This window comes from Streptomyces sp. AC627_RSS907 (genome assembly GCF_019049165.1).
The window spans coordinates 1-723 of the sequence record NZ_JAGMUE010001345.1 but is presented as its reverse complement, the minus strand read 5'-3'; the positions used below and the strand labels follow the sequence as shown (position 1 = coordinate 723).

Genomic DNA, 723 nt, shown 5'->3' with positions numbered 1-723 from the left:
CGGCCGGCCGAGCTGGAGCACGTCGTGACGTACCAGCCGATGGTGGGCATGGTCGACTCGCCGCACGAGATCTTCGTGGGGCGCGGCGCGGAGCGCGTGGGTGAACCCACCGACCTGGAAGAGGCGGGGCACATCGAGTGGGTGCCGCTGGCCGACATCCCCGGGCTGATGGCGCGTGGTGACCTGATGGGGTCCGGCACCCTGGTCGCGCTGCTGCACGTGTTGGCCAACCGGCCCGCGGGTGGTTTCACAACCTCGCGGTGAGCAGGTCGATGCGTCGGCGGTGCCGCACGGAGCCCGTGCGGTTGGCCAGCAGGCGCGCCTGACGTAGCTGGTCCTTGGCCTGGTCGTACTCGCCGCGGGCGAGGTGGGCCTGCGCCAGGTCGCATCGCAGTCCGGACTGGGCCCGAGTGAAGCTGGGGTCCATCACGTCGAGCGCGGCGTAGAGGTTGGTCACGGCGTCCGCGTCGCCGAGGAGAGCGAGCGCGTTGCCGCGCCAGCGGGTCAGGTGACCGTCGTTGAGGAAGATGCTCAGCATGTCGGCGTCGCGTGGCTCCGGCCCGGCCGGGATGCTGGCCGCGGCGCGCTCCAACGCCCGGTGGCAGGCGCCGGCCTGCCCGACCTGCGCGTACAGCTCGGCTTCTGCCGCGTACAGCCAGGCCCGAAGCCGTGGTGAGATGCGGTCGCCAGCCACCCGTTGGGCCTCGTGGATCAGGTCAACTG

The 723-nt window shown here is 71.8% G+C and carries 2 pseudogenes; one reads left to right on the top strand and one right to left on the bottom strand.

Annotated features, from left to right (window positions below):
* A pseudogene (locus KUM32_RS41840) lies at positions 1-264 on the top strand (ADP-ribose pyrophosphatase); the annotation flags it as partial.
* Here KUM32_RS41840 and KUM32_RS41835 read toward each other — a convergent pair.
* Positions 248-723 (bottom strand): annotated as a pseudogene (locus KUM32_RS41835) (XRE family transcriptional regulator); the annotation flags it as partial. The pseudogenes KUM32_RS41840 and KUM32_RS41835 sit on opposite strands and share 17 nt — an antisense overlap.